4 protein-coding genes are annotated in these 3,190 nt (G+C 53.0%); 1 reads left to right on the top strand and 3 read right to left on the bottom strand.

All coding sequences use genetic code 11. From position 1 onward, the window contains the following. Positions 1-125: 125 nt before the first annotated feature. Together HMPREF2726_RS08415 and HMPREF2726_RS08410 are read right to left on the bottom strand one after the other, a co-directional pair. On the bottom strand, positions 126-335 hold the full coding sequence (locus HMPREF2726_RS08415; protein ID WP_070602971.1) for a heavy-metal-associated domain-containing protein: 210 nt from the start codon (positions 333-335) through the stop codon (positions 126-128). Between the two features lie 814 nt (positions 336-1,149). After that, complete coding sequence (locus tag HMPREF2726_RS08410; RefSeq protein ID WP_009312220.1) at positions 1,150-1,719, bottom strand: RBBP9/YdeN family alpha/beta hydrolase; 570 nt, start codon at positions 1,717-1,719, stop codon at positions 1,150-1,152. A 103-nt stretch (positions 1,720-1,822) separates the two neighbouring features. On the opposite strand from HMPREF2726_RS08410, the gene HMPREF2726_RS14810 reads away from it, so the two are divergent. Further along, on the top strand, positions 1,823-1,945 hold the full coding sequence (locus tag HMPREF2726_RS14810; protein WP_283118777.1) for a hypothetical protein: 123 nt from the start codon (positions 1,823-1,825) through the stop codon (positions 1,943-1,945). Positions 1,946-2,071: 126 nt separating this feature from the next. Here HMPREF2726_RS14810 and cysD read toward each other — a convergent pair whose 3' ends face one another. Then, complete coding sequence (gene cysD, locus HMPREF2726_RS08405; RefSeq protein WP_009312219.1) at positions 2,072-2,986, bottom strand: sulfate adenylyltransferase subunit CysD; 915 nt, start codon at positions 2,984-2,986, stop codon at positions 2,072-2,074. Positions 2,987-3,190 lie beyond the last annotated feature (204 nt).

Genomic DNA, 3,190 nt, shown 5'->3' with positions numbered 1-3,190 from the left:
TCGCCTTGTCCTGATTTAGTTAATCCACTATATCCGGCGAAAACGTAAAAAAAGGTCGTCTGAAAACGGATTCCGGTTCATATAGAACCGAATCAGCCGTTTTCAGACGACCTTTTCGCAAGCAATCACAAAGCCGCGTCGTATCCGCCGTCTTCCACCGCGTCAATCAACGCCGCCGCATTGGTTTTCGTCGGATCGAATTCAATAACCGCATTTTTGTTTTCCAAACTGACTTCGGCTTTGGCTACGCCGTCGATGCCGGTCAAAATGCGGGTAACACTTTTGACGCAACCGCCGCAAGTCATCCCATCGATATGAAGCGTGAGGGTTTCCATAGGGTTTCCTTTCTGTGGGCAAATATCGTGAAATCCGACAAACCGCCGCAACACTTCAACGCAGACGATGCGCCCAAATGTCGAAACGCAAATGCTTGTAGGATTTCATCCTAGATTGTAGAAAATATCCAAGACCGTACTGTAAACCCTCAAGAGGCAAAGTCAAGCGGGTCGTCTGAAAAAAGCCGCCCGCTACTGTTGTCGTGCCGCAGCGGCATGCAAATATAGTGGCTTAACTTTAAACCGACGGCGTTACCTCGCCTTAGTTCAAAGAGAACGATTCCTCTAAGGTGCTGAAGCACCAAAGTGAATCGGTTCTGTACTATTTGTACTGTGCGGCTTCGTCGCCTTGTCCTGATTTAAATTTAATCCACTATAATATGCTGCCAAACAGTTGAAAAGGTTGGGTAAATGAGCGAAGCTAGAGCGAGCCGCAGGCGTAAAACCCCAAAACACCGAAACTTCAAATCAAAGGTCGTCTGAAAACAAGCATGAAGCATTTTCAGACGACCTTTCTTATGGGAAACGGTGTGTTTTTGGGGTTTCGTTCGAGGATGGTTTCAGGGGGTGCCGAATTTTATAGTGGATTAAAATAAAAATGAGACAAGGCGACAACGCCCGCCGTGTACGGGTAGTACATAAGGGCGTTGGCAACGCCGTATCATTGCAATTTTAATCCACTATATTGAAACTCAAAGGCTTCGTTTGAATAGGTTTATCGGCTGACTCGGGTGTCCGTATGGGTGTTTCGGACCGGATTGTGTTTGGGAACGGGTATGCGGGTTTGTACAGCCGGGTGTTTGATTCGTTCGGGTCAGATTTTGGCTTCCAGCATCGGTTTTAAGGCTTCCCAAGCCTGCGGCAGTTCTGTGAAGCCGTCGGATGCCATCAGGTGCCCGCCTTGGGCGATGTGGGTGACGGGGCTTTTGAGTTTGTCCGCCATGTCCAGGGTCAGTTCGGGCGGGACGTGGGTGTCGTCGTCGGAGACGATGCAGTGTTTGGGCATTTGGATTTTGCGCAGGATGTCGAATTCGGGCGCGGCGCCTTTGATGTAGGCGTCAAGGGCGGGCAGCGGGGGCAGGGGGTCGGCGAATCCCGCCGCCAGGACCAAGCCGCCGATTTTTTCGGGCTGCTGACGGCTGAGGAAGTGCAGAAGGGTAATGCAGCCTAGGCTGTGTCCGACTAAGAAGGTATTTTCGTCGGGCTTGCCGATGACTTGGTCGAGGGCGAACTGCCACGAAGAAACCGTCGGCCGTTCGGGATTGGGCATCGCCAGCGAGTCGGCTTGGAAGCCTGCGGCGCGGACTTGTGCCGAGAGCCAGTCAAACCAGTTGCCGTGCGGATTGCCTTCAAAACCGTGTACGATAAAGACGCGTCGGGGCATATCGATTACTCCTTTTCAGACGACCTGTCGGGTGTGTCGGTTTACTTATTATAACACTCATTGTTTGTTTCAGTTTTATCGTTATCCTGTGTACGGCGGGTAAATGGGAATCGGGACGGGCGGTAAAACCGAAGGCAAAAAAGGGGATACGCGGCTTCCGCGTCGGAATCAAACGCTCGCTTTGGGCTTGGGTGCGGGGCATTGTTTGGTTAAAGTTCATGTGTGATGCAAATAGTTTTTTTAGATTTGTATCAATAAAAGGTCGTCTGAAATCGGTTTCAGACGACCTTGGGCAGGGAAACATTCAGATGTAAATATTGTGAATGCCGCGGGTTTGGTCGGATTGCTCCGCTCAAAAATACCCCGCCTTTTTACGCTCTTCCATCGCTGCTTCCGACACGCGGTCGTCCATGCGCGTGGCGCTGCGTTCGGAAATGGTGGCCGCTGCGGTTTCGGCGATGATGTCTTCGGGCGTGGCGGCGGTGCTGGCGACGGGGCAGGTGCAGGAAATGTCGCCGACAGTACGGAAGCGCACGTCGCGGATTTGGGAAACTTCGCCTTCGTGTTTCGGCGTCAGCGGGGTAACGGGGACGAGCAGCCCGCCGCGTTCGACGACTTCGCGTTTGTGGCTGTAATAAATCGGCGGCAGCGCGAGTTTTTCGCGGGCGATGTATTGCCAGATGTCGAGTTCCGTCCAGTTTGAAATGGGGAATACGCGCATGTTTTCGCCGCTAAAGAGCCGCGTATTGTAGAGCGACCAGAGTTCGGGACGCTGGCTTTTCGGGTCCCATTGTCCGAATTCGTCGCGGAACGAGAAAATCCGCTCCTTCGCCCGCGCTTTTTCCTCATCGCGCCGCGCGCCGCCCATCAGCGCGTCAAAGCCTTGTTCTTCAATGGTTTCCACCAGCGTAACCGCCTGCGCGGCGTTGCGCGAATCGGTTTCGCGGCGTAGGACGACCGTGCCTTTTTTGATGGAGTCTTCAACGCTGCCGACCACCAGTTGCACGCCCGTGCGCGCCACGGTTTCATCGCGGAACTGAATCACTTCGGGGTAATTGTGCCCCGTATCGACGTGCAGCAGCTTGAACGGCAGCTTGAGCGGGCGGCCTTCGAGTTTGAACGCTTTGACCGCCAGCGCCAGCAAAACGACGGAATCCTTGCCGCCGGAAAACAGCAGCGCGGGATTTTTCGCCTCGGCGACGACTTCGCGGATGATGTAGATGGATTCGGCTTCGAGCCAGTCTAGGTGGTGGTTTTGAATAGACATATTGTTCTCTTTAGCAAAACTCGGATAGGCGGTACTCTAAAGAGGTCGTCTGAAAAACGGAAAGAATGGTTTGTTTGAAGCAAAGATGATTTCGTTATATTGGCGGGGTCGTCTGAAAAGGGATTGGCGTTTTCAGACGACCCCTTTGCCGCGCGGCAACGGAAACGGCACATATAGTGGATTAACTTTAAACCAGTACGGCGT

The organism is Neisseria sp. HMSC074B07 (genome assembly GCF_001810355.1).
In the GTDB taxonomy this organism is placed as follows: Bacteria; Pseudomonadota; Gammaproteobacteria; order Burkholderiales; family Neisseriaceae; genus Neisseria.
This window is presented reverse-complemented; position numbering and strand designations above follow the sequence as displayed.